This is a genomic window from Daejeonella sp., assembly GCF_044348475.1.
Lineage (GTDB): Bacteria > Bacteroidota > Bacteroidia > Sphingobacteriales > Sphingobacteriaceae > Daejeonella.
The window spans coordinates 17,414-34,686 of record NZ_JBIKSU010000023.1; the positions used below are offsets into that span (position 1 = coordinate 17,414).

At 37.6% G+C, this 17,273-nt stretch carries 16 protein-coding genes; 6 read left to right on the top strand and 10 right to left on the bottom strand.

The window, feature by feature from the left end:
* Positions 1 to 61 precede the first annotated feature (61 nt).
* The 3 genes from ACIQZ6_RS07080 to ACIQZ6_RS07090 all read left to right on the top strand — a co-directional run bounded on the left by ACIQZ6_RS07080 (position 62) and on the right by ACIQZ6_RS07090 (position 3,277).
* Positions 62 to 259: a YwbE family protein gene (locus ACIQZ6_RS07080; protein WP_395809570.1), complete on the top strand. Its 198-nt coding sequence runs from the start codon at positions 62 to 64 to the stop codon at positions 257 to 259.
* Positions 260 to 373: 114 nt separating this feature from the next.
* Positions 374 to 625, top strand: coding sequence for a DUF4834 domain-containing protein (locus ACIQZ6_RS07085; protein ID WP_395809572.1), 252 nt, complete (start codon positions 374 to 376; stop codon positions 623 to 625).
* Between the two features lie 171 nt (positions 626 to 796).
* Entirely contained in the window at positions 797 to 3,277 is a 2,481-nt protein-coding gene (locus tag ACIQZ6_RS07090) for a YfhO family protein (RefSeq protein ID WP_395809574.1), read from the top strand.
* Positions 3,278 to 3,591: 314 nt separating this feature from the next.
* Here ACIQZ6_RS07090 and ACIQZ6_RS07095 read toward each other — a convergent pair whose 3' ends face one another.
* Positions 3,592 to 4,344 carry a glycosyltransferase family 2 protein gene (locus ACIQZ6_RS07095; protein ID WP_395809576.1) on the bottom strand — a complete coding sequence of 251 codons (753 nt, stop codon included), beginning with the start codon at positions 4,342 to 4,344 and terminating at the stop codon, positions 3,592 to 3,594.
* The gene (locus ACIQZ6_RS07100) at positions 4,331 to 5,605 is read right to left on the bottom strand and encodes a glycosyltransferase (protein ID WP_395809578.1); all 1,275 of its coding nucleotides are present in this window, start codon (positions 5,603 to 5,605) and stop codon (positions 4,331 to 4,333) included. Before ACIQZ6_RS07100 ends, ACIQZ6_RS07095 begins: the two co-directional genes overlap by 14 nt.
* 1,006 nt (positions 5,606 to 6,611) lie before the next feature.
* Here ACIQZ6_RS07100 and ACIQZ6_RS07105 point away from each other — a divergent pair.
* The gene (locus ACIQZ6_RS07105; protein ID WP_395809580.1) at positions 6,612 to 6,755 is read left to right on the top strand and encodes a hypothetical protein; all 144 of its coding nucleotides are present in this window, start codon (positions 6,612 to 6,614) and stop codon (positions 6,753 to 6,755) included.
* 110 nt (positions 6,756 to 6,865) lie between these two features.
* Entirely contained in the window at positions 6,866 to 7,618 is a 753-nt protein-coding gene (locus ACIQZ6_RS07110; protein WP_395809582.1) for a class I SAM-dependent methyltransferase, read from the top strand.
* On the opposite strand, the gene ACIQZ6_RS07115 is transcribed toward ACIQZ6_RS07110, so the two are convergent.
* From ACIQZ6_RS07115 to typA, 6 genes are all read right to left on the bottom strand, one after another.
* Positions 7,615 to 8,520 carry a sugar transferase gene (locus tag ACIQZ6_RS07115; protein ID WP_395809584.1) on the bottom strand — a complete coding sequence of 302 codons (906 nt, stop codon included), beginning with the start codon at positions 8,518 to 8,520 and terminating at the stop codon, positions 7,615 to 7,617. The two genes, ACIQZ6_RS07110 and ACIQZ6_RS07115, sit on opposite strands and share 4 nt — an antisense overlap.
* A gap of 117 nt (positions 8,521 to 8,637) precedes the next feature.
* A complete protein-coding gene (locus ACIQZ6_RS07120; RefSeq protein WP_395809586.1) occupies positions 8,638 to 10,923 on the bottom strand; it encodes a c-type cytochrome in 2,286 nt (761 codons plus the stop codon).
* A gap of 15 nt (positions 10,924 to 10,938) precedes the next feature.
* Positions 10,939 to 11,718, bottom strand: a complete 780-nt coding sequence (locus ACIQZ6_RS07125) for a class I SAM-dependent methyltransferase (RefSeq protein ID WP_395809588.1) — start codon at positions 11,716 to 11,718, stop codon at positions 10,939 to 10,941.
* A 1-nt stretch (position 11,719) separates the two neighbouring features.
* Entirely contained in the window at positions 11,720 to 12,364 is a 645-nt protein-coding gene (locus ACIQZ6_RS07130; RefSeq protein WP_395809590.1) for an FkbM family methyltransferase, read from the bottom strand.
* Complete coding sequence (locus tag ACIQZ6_RS07135) at positions 12,361 to 13,686, bottom strand: flippase (protein WP_395809592.1); 1,326 nt, start codon at positions 13,684 to 13,686, stop codon at positions 12,361 to 12,363. The genes ACIQZ6_RS07130 and ACIQZ6_RS07135 overlap by 4 nt, the downstream gene beginning before the upstream one ends.
* Before the next feature lie 161 nt (positions 13,687 to 13,847).
* Positions 13,848 to 15,659 (bottom strand): translational GTPase TypA, encoded by a 1,812-nt coding sequence (typA, locus tag ACIQZ6_RS07140; RefSeq protein ID WP_395809594.1) that lies wholly within the window; start codon positions 15,657 to 15,659, stop codon positions 13,848 to 13,850.
* A gap of 259 nt (positions 15,660 to 15,918) precedes the next feature.
* On the opposite strand from typA, the gene ACIQZ6_RS07145 reads away from it, so the two are divergent.
* Positions 15,919 to 16,086 carry a FeoB-associated Cys-rich membrane protein gene (locus tag ACIQZ6_RS07145; RefSeq protein ID WP_395809596.1) on the top strand — a complete coding sequence of 56 codons (168 nt, stop codon included), beginning with the start codon at positions 15,919 to 15,921 and terminating at the stop codon, positions 16,084 to 16,086.
* 3 nt (positions 16,087 to 16,089) lie between these two features.
* Here ACIQZ6_RS07145 and ispF read toward each other — a convergent pair whose 3' ends face one another.
* Positions 16,090 to 16,572, bottom strand: coding sequence for a 2-C-methyl-D-erythritol 2,4-cyclodiphosphate synthase (gene ispF / locus ACIQZ6_RS07150; RefSeq protein ID WP_395809598.1), 483 nt, complete (start codon positions 16,570 to 16,572; stop codon positions 16,090 to 16,092).
* Positions 16,573 to 16,576: 4 nt separating this feature from the next.
* On the bottom strand, positions 16,577 to 17,273 hold a 697-nt coding region (gene porV, locus ACIQZ6_RS07155), incomplete at its 5' end, for a type IX secretion system outer membrane channel protein PorV (RefSeq protein ID WP_395809600.1).

The following is a 17,273-nucleotide window of genomic DNA, read 5'->3' on the forward strand; positions in this document are numbered from 1 at the left end:
ACACTTTTATCCAGAAACTAGTGATGTAAATTTCAAATTCAACTATTTAAAGCCTTAACAAATGAACGGCCAATACAGAAAAGATATCTATCCCGGGCTTGAAGTAGACATTATTCTTAAAAAAGATCAGCGAAGTGGTGCCCGGACAAGAGGAATTGTACAAGCAATACTGACCGGTTCAGCCTTTCATTCTCGCGGGATAAAGGTAAGGCTTGAAGATGGGCAGGTGGGTCGGGTTGCTGGATCAAGTCCGGTGTGACCTCAGATCAAGGTTAAGAAGTACATTGAGTTCGTAACTCGAGTGTAACATTTAATTTGTGTAGATGGTATTCAAAAATTTATCTCTTATCTTTGAGCATCAGAATTTATTCTCATGGGATTATTAAAATTTTTATTCATTACCATCTGTATTTTATGGTTGATCAAAATGATTGGCCGTTTGCTTTTACCTGTCTTATTTCAAAAAATGATGACAAAAGCACAAAATCAGGCTAATCAGAGATATCAGCAACAACACCCTGAACCGGATGGCCGTATCCGTGTCGACTATATGCCCCCTAAAGACAAACATCCAGGTGATGATGCCGGTGATTTTGTTGAGTATGAGGAAATAAAAACTCCTTGATTTCAAATTAATCTCATTTTTATTTAAATCTCAATGCACTCATATGGTTCATTATGGGCTATAATTCAAAGAAATTGTATATTTCTAAAGATTTATTTTCATAAAGCGCAAGAACACGCATTGCAGGTTTAAGCTTTTTTCTATTTTTGACACTCAACTAATTCAAGCAGAATGAATAACTGGTTTAAACGCAATGGTATACATCTGGCCATTATAGGAATATTTATCGCCTTATGTTTTGTGTATTTTAGTCCGGCATTACAAGGTAAAGCCTTGTATCAGAGCGATGTTCTCATGGCTCAGGGCATGCAAAAAGAAATCATGGATTTCAAAGCAAAAGACGGAAAGGGTCCATTATGGACAAATTCTATGTTTGGGGGAATGCCCGCTTTCCAAATCTGGGTTCAATACCCAAATAACGTAACTACTTATGTTATTTCCTTCTTTAAAACTGTATTCCCAAATCCAATCGACACTGTTTTATTGTACCTTTTGGGAGCTTATCTTTTATTCTGCGTATTAAGAATTAACCCATGGTTGGCGGCGGCAGGTGCTATAGCATTCGCTTTCTCATCCTATAACTTTCAAATCATTGATGCTGGGCATAGCAATAAAGCCATGGCCATTGCATTTTTCCCTCCAATCCTAGCAGGTATCATTCTGACATTCAGAAGGCACTATATTTTAGGAGCAGTTTTAACAGCCCTGTTTCTTGCTATTGAGATCAGGACGAATCATATCCAGATGACTTACTATCTGTTTATTGCACTGCTTATTTATGTTGGAATTGAGTTATATCACGCTATTAAGAGCAAATCAAGCAAAGATTTTATTAAATCATTTGGTTACTTAGCGGCAGCTTCCGTTCTTGCTATTGCAGTAAATGCGGGTATGCTATGGACTACCTATGAATACAGTACAGAAACCATTCGTGGAAAATCCAATTTAACTACTGATAAGTCTGCACCTAATACCGGACTAGACAAAGAATACGCTTATCAATGGAGCCAAGGTGTGGGTGAAAGTCTTACCTTCTTAGTTCCAAATGCGTACGGTGGAGGTTCAGGTCCTAATTTGGACGAAAAATCGGAAGTAGCTAAAGCGCTGGCGGCCAAAGGAATTCCTGCAGAACAACTAATGCCTGCCATGCAGCAATTGTCACAAGTAGGATTATCTACCTATTGGGGGGATAAACAATTCACCTCCGGGCCCTGGTATTTTGGAGCAATCATTTGCTTTCTGTTCATTTTTGGACTTTTCATTGTAAAAAACAGAATTAAGTGGTGGATATTGAGTGCCAGTATTCTATGTCTTCTACTTTCTTTTGGAAGGCATTTACCATTCCTTTCAGATCTGTTCTTCAACTATTTCCCACTTTACAATAAGTTCAGAGCGGTTGAATCAATCTTGGTCATCGTAGGATTTTTAATTCCGGTTTTGGCAATTCTTGCAGTAAAAGAAGTTGCTTCTCAAACTGAAGAACCTAAAAAACTTCAAAAAAATCTGTTGTATAGTTTATACATCACAGGCGGACTTTTAATCCTATTGATTGTAATGCCAACTGCATTTTTGAGCTTTAAAACTCAAAATCATGCACTATTCATAGAGCAATTAACTCAGATAACCAATGGCGATAAAGGCTTTGCAGATTCGATTGCAAATGCATTAGTTGATGATAGGATAAGTTTGGCAAGAATGGATGCACTGCGTTCTCTGCTATTCGTATTGATTGGCGCAGGATTAGTTTGGGCGCTTATCAAAAAGAAGATGAACCCCCAGTTTGTGTTCATCACTTTAGCAGTTGTAGTTCTTGTTGATCTTTGGAGCATTGACAGACGTTACCTGAATAATGAAAAATTTGTTGAAAAAAATGTTCTGGATCAGCAATTTAAACCAAGAGATGTGGATCAACTGATCATGCGTGATCAATCGTACTACAGGGTATTGGATCTAAGTCAGGGTAATCCTTTTTCAAATTCAGTACCTTCTTATTTTCATAAGAGTTTGGGAGGATATCATGCTGCTAAACTTAAACGTTACCAGGAAGTACTGGATAAACAATTCAATGGTGCGATCAATGAGGATGTCTTAGACATGCTAAATACTAAATACTTGATCACCTCCGACCAAAATGGACAAAAAGAAACGATGAAAAACCGCTCAACAGCAGCAGGACATGCGTGGTTTGTTCAAAAGATAGAGTATGTAAAAAATGCCGATGAAGAAATGATGGCCATTAGCAGCTTCGATCCTAAAAATGTAATGGTAGTTGATCAAAAATTCAAATCGCTGATCGATGTAAATAAAGTTGGTTATGATGGCAATGGTTTCATCAGACTTACTAATTATCATCCTGACCACCTAACGTATGAGTACTCATCAGGCCGTGATGCCTTAGCTGTATTCTCTGAAATGTGGTATGAAAAAGGCTGGAACGCATACGTTGATGGTGAAAAAATACCTTACTTCAGAGCAGATTATATATTACGTGCTGCACAATTACCAGGCGGGAATCATAAGCTGGAATTCAAGTTTGAACCTACCTCATACTATACTGGAGAAACTATTTCATTAATAGCATCTATTCTTTTATTGCTTTCTTTAGGATATGCGATATTTCTTGAGGTTAAAAGAAAAGAGGTAGAGGCTTAATAAGCGGTTTAAAATTTAAGACCCCATTGGATGGATATGATTCATTTAATGGGGTTTTTCTTTGATTGGGGGTACTTAGTTTAGCAACAGATCTCTCCACAAATCAACATTATTCTAAATTGAAGATTTATTTTTCTTGTGTTCGAGATGACGGTAATAATAGAAACTCCTCACTAAGAACCGTCATTCCGAATGAGGTACGAAGAGGAATCTATTGAGCAAAGGCAGCTTTTTTGATCAACAGGTCTCTCCACGCGTTAAAGTGTATGTGAATTGAAAATTTATTCTTCGTGTGTACGAGACGACGAATTAAATCAATCATTCGTCTTTCTATACTTCAGGTAATATAAGCCAAGCTTTCCGGCAATCAGCACATGATTGAAAATAGTAGGTATCAGGCCATAATGCTTTGAAAAAATATGAAATCGCTCTGCAAGGCTTTGACGATGCTTTTTCTTTGACATACCTCCTACCAGATATTTAGCAACATACATTCTTACATTCACGATATTTTTGGCCTTTTTAGCCGCCTTGATAATCCAATCGATATCAGAACTTAACTGATAGTTCAAATCATAGGGCTCAGTAAGTGCTCTGCGGATATAGATTGCTTGGTGACTGATACACATTCCAAACTTAAAATCTTGCCAGGTAAAATGCTCCGGTGTACGATGTCGTCTTTGCCCCAAACTAGTCCAGTTTTCATCAAACATCTCTGTCTCACCGTAGTAGATATCCGCATCAGGTTGAGTGGCAAAAATCTTTTCTACAGTATCTGAAGAATAGATCTCATCACCCGAATTCATAAACAGAACATAATCACCTGTGGCCAATGAAAGACCTTTATTCATCGCATCGTAAATGCCCTTATCCTTTTCTGATACCAATCTGCCTATTCGGTCTTCATATTGCTTTAAAATTTCTAAAGTTCCATCGTTTGAAGCACCGTCAATAAGCAGGTATTCAATGTTGGCATAGCTTTGATTCAAAACCGAAAGCACTGTACGTTCAATGTCATGAACATTATTATAAACAATGGTAATTACAGTTAATTTAGGCTGGAACATGGTTATCTAACAAAGATTTATACAATTCGATATGCTGCCCCGCAATGGTCCCTTCCGAGAAATAATTCACTATAGTTTGACGGGCATTGAAATTTAATTCTGCCTTATCTGGATAAGTATAAATCCAGGCAATACCTGCTGCAAGGTCAGCCGACGATCTGTATTCAGCAAGATATCCATTGTGTTTATGCTTCACCATATCTGGAATACCACCCGTTGCGAAGGCTGCAAGTGGAGTTCCACAGGCAAGGCTCTCCATAACCGTATTGGGAAGGTTATCTTCCAATGAAGGCGCCAAAAATACGTCTGCTGCACTGTAACAAAGTGCTAGTTTTTCATCATCAGAAATAGTTCCAAGAAAAGTAGTAGGAATTGAAAACTCAGGAACATTCTTTTCATCTCGATTGCCAAATACAAGCAACTCAACTGAATCAGTCGATACCTCATGATTTTTGATAAAAAGGTCAATGGCTTCAATTAAATAAGGTGTTCCTTTATGCAGATCCTTCCGCGAGGGCATAAAGCCACTCATTAAAATAAATTTTCCGGGATCTAATCCCAATTTTGCTCTGGCCACCAACTTAGCTGTTGGTTTAAATACATCCGTATCCAAGGTATTGGGGATGTTTACGACCTTAGCTGAGGCAAAAATGCTGCTATTTTTAACAGATTCAGCCATCCATCTGCTTGGTGCAATGATCGTTATATCCAGTTTGCTGTAGGCATTTTTTTTCTTTTGCCAGATCCTATGCGAGCTGTCATCTGGCCCATGATAGTTCAAAATGGGACAATTACCGCATTCCTTCAAAAAATGATCACAATCGTAGCGCACATGGCATCCACCAGTAAAGGCATTGCTGTCATGAAATGTCCAAACTATAGGCTTATTCAAACCAGATAGCTTAGCAATGTCTTGCGGCCTTAAGAAAGCATGATTGATCCAATGAAGGTGAATGATATCAGCAGATTTTACTAATGGATGTTCTGAAACATCCTTACCCCAAACCGGGAATGAAAACGGTATTGGTACATTTTTGGTAAATAATTTTGCTGTAATACGCTCCAATATTATTCCTAAAGCAGCAAAAAACTTAGAAAAAAAGTTTTTTGACAGATTCTGGACTTCAGGATTAGCTCTGAAAAGAAAATTTACAGCCAGCTCCGAATCAAGTCCCTTAGCTTTAAGAGCTTTATTTAGACGCATACAGGCCCTGCCTGCACCCCCATTTCCGGCATACGTATTGAGATGGACAATTTTCACTACCCAAAAATACAATTCATTGGGCTAATTGCAGGAATTGATTTCCATTAACAGCTCAATTCCTTTCTAAAATAATGTTCATATGTAAACTTTCATTATTCATCTAAAAATTTAAGAAAGATAAAAACGATTAATTAAAACTCATTTGGAGTTTTCATGGACAAAGTTGAACCATATTTTAAAAAAGACCACCCCCTTTAATTCCCCCGCCAGCGGTGGATACTGGGTGGCTAAGTATAATTTGATATAAATAGTAAACATCAAACCAATCCCGAAATTCTCTTTTTCCGACATACTGTCACCCGCGGATATGAGCGGAATGAAATCATGAATGGTAGGCAACTAAATCTAGGCACAGGAAAACTTATATCAATCTTAAGTAAATCGTCCATTCACTGAACCTCCGTTCACCTCTCTTCCGCATTGACTGGTGCGGCAATGACAACCCCAGCCCTCGCAGAACCTTTCATAGCAGCAGGCGCAGCGGTGGGGTTTTGGTACTTTTTTCCTACAGAAAAAGTACTAGGCCCCCGCGGCTATAAGCGGAATGAAATGATAAAATGCTTGGTAACACCAAGCACTAGAAAAATTTCGTATTTCGATTGTATTTTTTTAAAGAAGATATTTTAAAAGCGCTGTGCACGTGTCATCCTGTACAAAGTGAAGGAACTTAGCTGCTACGAAAGCAAAATTCTGCTAAAAACTACGAAGGTCCCTCAACTGCTGAAGGGCAGGTTTCGGGATGACATTTGCCTTAAATTTTAATTAATTTTTTAAAGCATTGTGCAGGTTTCATCCTGAACAGCAGCCAGGTAATGCCGCGCAAAAGGTTTATTAATCTGAAGCACAATTTTTTTCTCCGCCACGCTTGCACAGACCTTTAATAACCGATCTTCCGCATTGACTGGTGCGGCAATTACAACCCCAGCCCTCGCATAACCTTCCATAGCAGCAGGCGCAGCGGTAGCGTTTATTCGGTGTAGTTTATTGTTTTTTAAAGGCCCTCATGGTCTCGTCGTACCGCCTCGGCTTGGTCTTTTTTGCTACAGAAAAAGGACTAAGCCCCCGCGGCTATGAGCGGAATGAAATTATACATGCTTGGTGGGTACCACCAAGCACTTTCCTATGGTTGGTGATTCTCAACAACTAATTTAAATACCACCCCCATTGACAAAACAGCAGGAATTGATTTCCATTAACAGCTCAATTCCTTTCTAAAATAATGTTCATATGTAAACTTTTTGTTTTCTTTGCTTATTGATGGAGAATAAATTAACCGACCAGAAATTCTGGACAAACTACTGGGAATCAAAACCAGATCTGGCCATTTCAATTGATAAAAATTATTTATTCCACCAGCAACTGGAACAAATAATCAAGAAAAATAAGATTCAAACTGCCATAGAACTTGGCGGATTTCCGGGTTATTATTCCATATTCCTCAAAAAATATTTAGGCGTAAACACTACCTTATTTGATTATTTCATTCACCAGGGTATCTTAAGAAAGGTATTAACTAAAAATGGCTTGAATGTAGAGGATATTACCGTAATTGAAGCAGATCTTTTCCAATATCAACCGAAACAAAAATATGATCTGGTAATTTCCTGTGGCTTAATAGAACATTTTAAGGATACGAAAGATATTATACAGAGGCATCTGGAATTCTTAAAACCCGAAGGCACCTTATTGATTACTCTCCCCAATTTTAGAGGTGTGAATGGCTGGGTTCAAAAAACTTTTGACCGGGATAATTATTTGAAGCATAATATCGATTGCATGGATCCAGAATTGCTGAAAAACACTTTGGAAGAGCTTGAACTAACAGTAGTTAAGTCATCGTATCTTGGCAAATACAGTATCTGGCTTGAAAATAAGGATCAGAAATCAAGGCTCACAAAGGCCTTTATTAAATCCATTTGGTTTATCGGCAAAGTTGCCACGACCATCATCCCATTTGAATCAAAAATTTTATCACCCTACATCATCCTGGAGGCTAAAAATAAGGCTTAAGCACGGTTTATGCGCTGTTTGGCAAAGCGAAGTATTCTTTGCCAAAAATTTCCCTTCCTGTTTTTAAGGAACTCCTTAATAGACAGATAAGCCTGTTGATTCTCTTTAATTTTTTCAGGAAAAGAATGGATAGGTTGTGGATTAATGATCACATTATAGATATCATTCAAACCGGAATGAATTCCTGTACCATCATGGCCAATATTATTAATTAATGATTGGGATGGATTCAGTGTTAATCCCCCCTTCAAAAAAATTGAGGCATACCATCGAATAGCCCAGGAATTGTTTTTTCCACTTTTAAATTCTTCGATCTGTTTCCAAAAATTCATAGTTCCTTCAATAGAGAACTGATGCTTTTTTTCACTATTAAACTGACTGATCAATTGATCAATATCAGGCTCAAAATTCATCCAAGCACGATCCCAAGTTGCCCATCCCCAACTGGTGGCCGCGCGGTAAAAAAATGTTTCGGGTAAACTCTCGTCATTCAAAGCATACATATAGGCTCCAACATGCATAACCTTATCTTCATTCTGATACCGATTCAGCGCATCGTTAAAATATTGCAGGGTATAGCTAGAACTGATTAGGTCATCTTCAAAAACAATCACCTTGCCATATTCCTTTACCAATCTGCTGACTCCATCGATAATTGAATCAGCTAATCCCAAATTGCTTTTTCGCTCAATGATCTGAACCTCCATAAAACCATCAACAGACTTGATGATCTCCCTAACTTCTTCAACAAGTAGTTGACTACTTTCATTTTTAGAAGCATCAGAAAAAATAAAAAGGCGAGATTCTTCAGCTAATAAATTTTGCTTTAAGAACTTAATCGTACGCCTGGTATGTTCCGGACGGTTATAAACGAATAAAGCAATTGGAGCAAAATTTTGCATGATCTAAAGTAAAAATTCAACTGATAAATGAACTGGTAAAATAAGCCTAGTATATCTTACTAAAAAAATCTGAATCTTTGGTTTATAAAATTAGCAGAATACAAAAAATCATAGCTATTACTTAAGCTCTGCCTCATTAAAAGCCTTTTGTCTGCCCTTGTACTTTTCACGAATTTCAGATACGGTTTCCTTAGAAATTTTATCGCCCTTATTAGACCATGAATTTCGGATATAATTAGCCACCTGGGCAATATCCTCATCAGTAAAATTACTATTCGAAGCAAGACCAGGCATTTCACCGCTAATTTCAGGCAACTTATACACTTTTGTCCCGATTGTTATTGGCCCGCTCAAACCATAGAGTATAACCTTTATCAACCTGCTCTTATCTCCTGTAACCCAATCAGACTTATTTAAAGGTGGCGCCAATCCATTTATTCCATTACCATCTGCACTATGACATGTTTGGCAAATTGAACGGAACAGCGTTGCACCTTTAGGATATTCCTTTGAAGCATCTACAGAATTTCCACTCTTTTTCTCCTTGTCTTCAATCAGCTTTTTCAATCGCTTACTGATAGCAACGCTCGTATCGGCGGCAAGCTCCCTGTAAAATACTGTTTCCCTATTCTTTAAATTGCTGATTACCGCATCAGCTACATAAATATTATTGGGGTATTTTTTTGCCAGATCAGCCAATACTTGTTTAGCAGCTATTGAATCAAATGATGCCAGATATGGATTCAAAAATGCCAGATATGGGGCTGCAAGGGTATCATTCTGATTTAATATCAGCCTAAAAATGTTCAGAAACTCTTTATAATTATCCTTATTCATGACAGAAGGAACACTGTTTAATGCCTGCATTCGAAGGGTCCAGTCACTATTTTTCAATAGCGGAAGAACATCCTCTTTCTTTAAAACAGACAATCCTTCCATTGACCATAATGCGTGAATAGCTGCCAATGGCCTATTGGTATTAGTCAATAGTGCTCTTAGAGAAATTTCTAGTTCTTTATTTTTAGAATCGACAATCACTTGCTGGGCCTTGTTACGAACCCATCCATTTGAATGATCTAATAACTTAATTAAATGACCTGAATCATTGGGAATACTCAATTTCTCTGCCTTTTTACCTTTGGGAACTATTTTATAAATACGACCATAATTAATTGGATCAGACAGACCTCTTGCCTTGATCTGGCCTTTTAAATACGGGGTTAAATAGGTTTTATGCTGAATAATTCCTCGATACATATCTACAATATACAGCGCTCCGTCGGGTCCTACAGACAAATTCACAGGCCTGAACCGTTCATCGGTACTTGCTAAAAACTCACGGCCTTTGTAGGCCTGTTGCCCAGTAACTATATAACCTGTATTAATCAAGATATTTCGCTTAATGAGATTTGCAGAGGGTTCAGCAACAAATGCATTTCCATAATAATCTGCACCAAATAAGGTGCTATTGAAAATTACTGGTCCGCATGCTGCTGTAAAATTTACCAAGCGTAAACTATCGTCAAGTATACCAGTCATATAGGCTCGGTTCACACCCGGAGTTTGCCTGATAGGATACACTTTATTATTCTTGATAATACTTTCAGAAAATCCGGCTAATCTTTGCTGATTTTCGTTGGATGCACCTAAACCTGGGCTAAAATAATCTCCCTGAAGATTTTCAGAATTGTTATTATAGAAAATACGGCCTTGATCATCCTGCGTGATACCCCATTGCCCGCGGAAATGTGTTCTTTCAATAAGCCATTTATCCTCTTTCTTTCTGTAGCGTTTGCCGGATTTAGCATTATAGATCCAGTTATCCAAAGCTCTGAACAATCCATTGGGCTGGTGTTCTACATTTCCACCTTCAGCATAAGCCGCATCAACTAATACTTTACGAACAGGCTTATCATTGACAATTTCATAGAACCATAAATTTGGTGATTCGGCAACCAGAATACCATTTTCAAATAGACTAATAGCACGAGGTAAAACCAACGAATCTAAAAATATCGTCCTTTGATCCATCTTTCCATCCCTATTTTTATCGCTAAGAATCACAATTTTACCTGTTGGCAAATCCTCGCCAGAACCCAAAGTATCTGGCATATAATTTTCCATTTCAACAATCCAGATACGACCATTGTTATCAAAACTCATAGCAACAGGCGAGTTAAGAAGTGGTTCCTCAGCTACAATCTGAATACTGAAACCTTGTTCCAATTTCATTTTTTTGATAGATTCGGCAGCAGAAAGTACCGGCGATTTAGAAAATTCATCTCTCAGACCAATTGTATCAGTAAATCCATTCAAAAATTCTGATCCATGGAATCTACCCCCACTGATTAGCTGCAGAAATAAAAAAAACAGAAGAGGAATTGAAAAAAGAATGGTCTTCATGTATTTTCAGCGTAATTAGTGCAATTTAAAAATGTCAAGATCGCCCTGATTTCTTAAAAGGGCAGTATAGGCATTAGCAAAAGACTCTTGCCTTTTTTTACCACTAATGCTGATAGTAATTTTCTTAAGTAAAAACTCCAGATCAATACGTAATGTTGTGAAAATACTTCTTGGTTTTTTCTGATTGATAAAGGCATTGAACTTGCTAACCTCTGGCTCAATCATAGAAATCTTATCACTCAAAACTTGGTACCCTTCTGATTGAACCAGAAAGCGCAAAGAGGAAGGAGTATACATATTGATATGACCATAATTCAGAAAATGTTTCATTCTTTTATCTACTCCATACCGGTAATCGCAAGGAACCTCAATGATCAGGAATTTTGAAACACGCTTAATCTCACGCAATAACATTCTTTCAAATTCAACATGTTCCAATACATGAGATAATATAACCAGGTCGATTTCATTATCCTTAAATGGGATATGGTATCCATCAAAAATAGTAACTGAGCTTAGATTTTTAAGTTCAAGTTTTTTAATCTGATCAACCCCACTTTGAGATATTTCGAGTGCATGCATTTCAGGAAAGGTATTCCATTCAGAAAGATGTCTTAAAATACTTCCATCGCCAGCACCTACTTCAAGAACTTTTTTAAAGTCATGCCCCTTGCTTACCTCAATAATATTGTTTGCCTTGTATCGGGCACCCAGCATACGCCATTGCTCATCACGCCCAAGATAAAATTCATCATAAGCATTTTTTACATCCGCACTTACTATTTCAGTAGCCATTTTAAATATCTAGGCAGTTTTCAGCTCTATAAAATACCGAAGTAGACTTACGATAAAATAGGCCCGGTGAGATTCCGCTAAATGATAATTCTTTAAATCCTTTCTTTTGGAAAAAATGTATGGCTTCAGTATAGTTTTCACGTTCTGAGTCATCAAGAACAACTACTCCTTGATCAGTTAAAGCTGTAAGAGATTGAAGGCAGCAATTAACCCTATCACGACCATCTACAATAATGATGTCAAATTTTAAGCCCATACTGGCAGGCATTTTACTGTATTGGCCACCAGCATGCAATTCACAGAAAATCATGTCAGAGTTGGAAGGCTTGTTTGCCGAAATTTTAGTAAACCATTCCTGATCATGCTCAACAGAAACTACTTTTAATGCCCGCTTGGCATAGTAAAAAGTTGAATTTCCGGAACCAAATTCAAAAACAGTATGTTCTTTTTTAATTCGCTGAGCAATAAAATCAATGAATGAATAGGTTACCCATGGAATAGGTTCGCCATCGCCACCAATGGGCGATTTTGTATCAAAAGCTTTAAACCATCCTATTTCTGATAGATAGCCCTTTATTCCGAATGATAACAAGGTCTTTATTCGTGAAGGGCTTAACAAACTGCTATATGATTCCGTTTTTTTCAACGTTTTAAGATTTTTTGTATGAGTGAAATTAAAAATAACGATTTAAGCATAGTTATACCCTGCTTCCTGGTTTCAGGAAAAACAAGGATAAAAAAAGTTGCTGAAAAATAAGCGATCAAAGTTGCAAATGCAGCACCTTGAAGTCCGTACAACGGAATCCAGAAAAACCCCAGAACTACATTAATAACAGCGCCTGCTCCAGTACGATATAATGAATATTTGGTGTAACCCTCAGCAATAAGATATTGACCACTGGCGCTCCCTAAAAATACAAAAACACCAGCCCAAATATGAATCGATAATATTTTAGCACCATCAGCAAACTCAGCAGCATAAAAATACTTATAAATAAAAGGAGATGCAAAGGTCATAAAAACAGCAATGCTAAGGCTAATCACCATCATTAAATCATACATGTCGCTTAGCCTTTTTTGATAACGTTGCGGATCATCTCGGCGTGCATTCATGATAGCGGGAAAAACTGAAGTAACAATTGCCACAGGAATAAAATACCAGCTTTCACTCCAGTTTACAACGGTTGAATAAACCCCCAATGCAGCTACACCCAGAAAACTCTCAACCATTAACTGACCAATTTTCATATAAACTGTAACCAGGATGGCAGAAAAAGCAAGCGGCCAGGAATGCTTTAAAAGGTTAGCTGCAAAGCTATATTCAAATTGCCATTCCGAAATTTTATTACCCCTTGCCCTGTAAACAATCAAGTAACCCATGCCTAGCAATACCGCATCGGCTAATAGCGTCCATATAAACCAGAACAAAGGTGCAGAAAGAACTATCAAAAGCAGTTTAATGCCGGCAGAAAGCAGATTTCCAGCTACCTGAACCATCATGACATATTTACCCTGAACCTGCGATTGAAAATAACTATCAATGATATTTAACGATTGGGCTATTCCAATGCAAGAGGCAATCAGAATGTAACTCATCGGTATATCTGATTGATTACCTTTCACTAAAAAAAATGTTAAAGACGCAAGCGGAATACTGATCAGCCCGGCCAAAAAACGCATTCTAAATGCTGTTCCAAGGAGTTTATTTTTATCCTTAGGTGAAGCAAGCAATTCGCGCGTAACAAATCCATCCAGACCAAGTGCAGCGGCAGCTATAAAAAATGTAACAAAGACCAAGGGATAGTTTAGCAGGCCGTTTTCTGTTTTACCCAGATAATTTGCAACTGCAATGCCGGCCAGGATCTTAATGATCAGACTTCCAACTCTGGCAAGAAATAACCAGCCTGTATTTTTCAGGTATATACTAAAAGCTTGCTGGTCAAAACCGGGCACGACTGGAAACTTCATTAAAACAAACTTAGATAAAGTTTTTCATTAGAATAAAATTGTTTTTCATCCTAAAGGTCTAGAATGAAGATTAAGCGTCAGAGCTTGGCTTTCTAGCTAAAAGAAAAGGCCCAGTTTACACTGAGCCTTTTATAAAGTTTAACAGAATAGATTCTGATAATTTATTGATTTACAAATTTCTTTGCATTAATCTTCCGTTCATTTTCACTCAGGTAGATTTTTCGTAAACGCATACTCTTAGGAGTAATTTCAATATACTCATCGGCTTGGATGTATTCCATTGCTTCTTCAAGAGAGAATTTAATGGCCGTTGCAATACGAGCATTATCATCAGTACCTGATGCGCGCATGTTGGTTAATGCCTTACCTTTTACAACGTTCACCACCAAATCATTATCACGAATGTGCTCACCCATAATCTGACCTTCATAAACTTCAACACCAGGCTCTACAAAGAAACGACCACGATCCTGCAATTTATCTATTGAATATGCCGTAGTGGATCCTTTTTCCATAGATACAAGTACACCATTCAAACGGCCTGGGATACTTCCTTTCCATGGCTCGTATGACTTGAAGCGATGGGCCATAATGGCTTCACCAGCTGTAGCTGTTAACACGTTATTACGTAATCCGATGATACCACGTGCAGGAATCTCAAATTCCAGATGCTGAAGATCTCCTTTTGGTTCCATGACTAATAACTCGCCTTTACGCTGAGTAACAAGCTCAATAACCTTACCAGAAACCTCTGCAGGCACGTCAACAATAAGAGTTTCAATAGGCTCACATTTAGCACCATCAATTTCCTTAACAATAACCTGAGGTTGTCCAACTTGAAGCTCATAACCTTCGCGACGCATGGTTTCAATCAAAACCGATAAATGCAGAATACCACGACCATACACTAGGTATGAATCAGGAGATTCAGTTTCAATAACTTTAAGGGCAAGATTTTTTTCCATCTCTTTGTAAAGACGCTCGCGCAAACGCTGTGAGGTTACAAATTTGCCTTCTTTACCAAACATTGGAGAATTGTTGATGGTGAACAACATATTCATTGTTGGCTCATCGATCTTAATAACTTCCAGTTGTTCGGGCTTATCAAAATCGGCGATTGTATCGCCAATATCAAAGCCATCAATACCTACAACAGCACAAATATCTCCTGATCCCACTTCCTGAACTCTAATTTTACCTAAGCCTTCAAAAGTATATAATTCTTTGATCCTTGATTTTTGAATGGTTCCGTCGCGCTTGACCAAAGACACCGGCTGATTTTCTTTAATCACCCCACGTGCTACCCGACCAATTGCAATACGACCAACAAATGATGAATAATCCAATGAAGTGATCTGCATTTGAAGTGTACCATCAAAACTAGGTGCTGCTGGAATATGCTCTAAAATAGTATCAAGTAAAGGTGTAATATCTTCAGTTTGAACTTTCCAATCATGATTCATCCAGCCTTGTTTTGACGATCCGTATAATACTGGAAAATCCAACTGATCTTCAGTTGCATCAAGGTTAAAGAATAATTCGAAAATTGATTCATAAACCTCTTCTGGCCGACAATTTTCTTTATCAACCTTATTTACAATAACAACAGGTTTTAATCCTAATGAAAGTGCTTTCTGGGTAACAAATCGGGTTTGAGGCATAGCGCCTTCAAAAGCATCGACTAAAAGAACTACTCCGTCAGCCATTTTAAGAACCCGTTCTACCTCACCACCAAAATCAGCGTGACCAGGAGTATCAATAATGTTAATTTTGACACCTTTATAACTAACCGATACGTTCTTGGAAACGATGGTTATACCACGTTCGCGCTCAAGATCATTGCTGTCAAGTATCAGATCACCTGTTGCCTGGTTATCCCGAAACAAATTGGTTTGGTGTAAAATTTTATCAACCAATGTAGTTTTACCGTGGTCAACGTGAGCGATGATCGCTATGTTTCTTATTTTTTGCATTAAAAAATTACTCTTAAATTTTTTGCAAAGGTATGATTTATAAAGGAGAATTCTGCAAAATGAAGTAATTGAAGTAGATAAAGCCTGCTGATTCTGCTTTATCTGCACAAAATAGCTACAGGCCTTTCCTTAAAAGTGAAATACAGATTGAGAAGTATTAATCAAATTAGATGAGTATCTCTACCACAGCAAACTATTTTGATTATGAATTTACAAGTAACTGACTATGAACTTGATTGATTTTTATAATTTTGTTTTTATGGACTTACAGTTAATCCTGGTTATAATCTTATTTATTCTTGCTAGTTTATATGCAGGAAGGTTAGTTTATAAAAGCATGATGAATAAAAAAGGATGTGCCAGTAATTGTGGAAAATGTGCTGCCGATTTTAGTGAGATGAAATTGCCTGAATCAAAATCAAATTAAAATTTAGACATCCTTTTCAATCAAACAAACAGCATAGGCTACAAGCCCTTCTTTCCTTCCAATAAAACCCATAGTCTCATTAGTAGTAGCTTTAATTGAGATATCATCTTCACTTATTCCAGAAGCTTCGGCAATTTTAGTTTTCATTTCAGGAATATAAGGATTGATTTTGGGGGCTTCAAGGCAAAGCATGGCATCGATATTACCAATACTCCAACCCTTTTGATTAAGCAGAGAAACACATTCTTTCAGTATAATCAAACTGCTGATACCTTTCCAGCGATCATCAGTATTCGAAAAATGATAGCCAATATCCCTCAAATTAGCAGCGCCCAGCAATGCATCACAAATAGCATGAACCAAAACATCGGCATCTGAATGCCCAAAAGCACCTGCAGAATGATCTAATTTAACCCCACCCAAAATAAAAGGATGGTTTTCGACTAATTGATGTACGTCAAACCCAAATCCAACTCTAATCTTCATTAAATTATTTTTCGAAATTAAACACCAGTGAAAAGCGCAAGGTTTGAGCTAAAGGACTGGTTTGCTGATTTGCAAGGATATAGGCAAAATCAAGATTAAATACATTGTACTTTAGACCCGCACCTACGGTAAAGTATCTTCTGTCGCCCTTGGTTGGGGTTTCATAAAAATAGCCTGAGCGAATAGCAAATTGTTTATTATACCAGTATTCTGCCCCAGCTGAATAACTAATTTCACTTATTTCTTCAGAAAAACCACCCGGAGCATCACTAAAGGAACCAAATATTGCAGAAGGCACCGATCTTTCGGGGTCTTTGCCACTAATGATCTGACCACTGGCATCTCTAATAGGACTTGTAGGTACCAATAGTTTATTCAGGTCGAGAGCGAAAGTAAGTGTACTCAGCTCGTCTAACATAAAAGTACTAGCAGCACCAAGCTTCATATTGGTTGGTAGAAAGGATTTTGATCCATTATCAGTATAACTCATCTTAGTGCCAATATTTGAAATATTAAGGCCAAAAGCTAGCTCTGCATCCCTTCCAAGTAGTACAGTTCCTGTTTTGTAATAAGCAGAAGCATCAGCAGCAAGTGCCGTAGCTGGTTGTATATCTTGACCATTGAACTGGCCATTACTCAAACTAGATCTAATATATCTGATCGCTGTTCCCAAAGAAAAGTCATTGCCAAATTTTCTGGAA